The 1,085-nt window shown below is 62.9% G+C and carries 1 pseudogene; it reads right to left on the bottom strand.

The annotated features are described in order from the left end of the window. Positions 1 to 1,085 (bottom strand): annotated as a pseudogene (gene speA / locus BN1134_RS01560) (biosynthetic arginine decarboxylase); the annotation flags it as partial.

Genomic DNA, 1,085 nt, shown 5'->3' with positions numbered 1-1,085 from the left:
GAGCAGCCCCATGGTGTACTGGACGTTGACGTCCGCCAGATCGGCCTGGGAGTCGTGGAAGATCTCCAGCAAGGAGGGATCGTCCTCATGCAGGTCCAGCCAGCTCTGCCACATGTTCTGCAAGATGGTCGGCTCATCCTCGCCCGGGGCGCCGATCTCGTTCATCTTCACCCCTTCGGCCCCGATCACATTGGTGACCAGCACGGCGTGGTGCGCGGTCAGGGCCCGGCCCGACTCGCTGATGATGGTCGGGTGCGGCAAGTCAAACTCGCGGCACACGTCGCCGATGCCCCACACCACGTTGTTGGCGTACTCAGACAGGCTGTAGTTGGCCGAGCAGTGGCTCTGCGAGCGGGTGCCCTCGTAGTCCACACCAAGACCGCCACCGACGTCGACGATGCTGACGTTGGCGCCCAGACGGCGCAGTTCAGCATAGAAACGGCCACACTCGCGCACCCCGCCCTGAATATCGCGGATGTTGGCGATCTGGGAGCCCAGGTGGAAGTGCAGCAGCTCGAGGCAATCGAGCTTGCCAACGCTGCGCAGCTTCTCGATGAGGTTGAGGATCTGGGTCGCGCTCAGGCCGAACTTGGACATGGCCCCACCGCTTGACTCCCACATGCCCGAGCCGGTGGAGGCCAGCTTGGCACGCACGCCGATGTGCGGACGGATGTTGAGACGCTTGGATTCGTCCAGCACCAGATCCAGCTCGGAGGGCTTCTCAACGACGATCACCACCTTGTGGCCCATCAGGTTGCCGAGCAGTGCATGGCGCACGTACTCGCGATCCTTATAGCCATTGCAGACGATCACCGAGCCCTGCTCGTGATGATGGGAGAGCACCGCCAGCAGCTCTGGCTTGGAGCCGGCCTCCAGGCCAAGGCGCGGCTTGTCGGTGTAGGCGGAGCTGATGGTCTCGATAACGCGACGCTGCTGGTTCACCTTGATGGGGTAAACACACAGGTAGTCACCCTCGTAACCCGACTTCTCGATGGCCTGACCAAAGGCGTTGAACAGGGCATCGACCCGACTCTTGAGGATGTCGGGGAAGCGCAGGAGCACGGGGGTGGTCAAGCCGGCTTGAC

It is taken from the genome of Aeromonas simiae, assembly GCF_000820125.1.
In the GTDB taxonomy this organism is placed as follows: domain Bacteria; phylum Pseudomonadota; class Gammaproteobacteria; order Enterobacterales; family Aeromonadaceae; genus Aeromonas; species Aeromonas simiae.
Note: the sequence above shows the minus strand (reverse complement) of the source record. Positions and strands in the feature narration are given on the sequence as shown.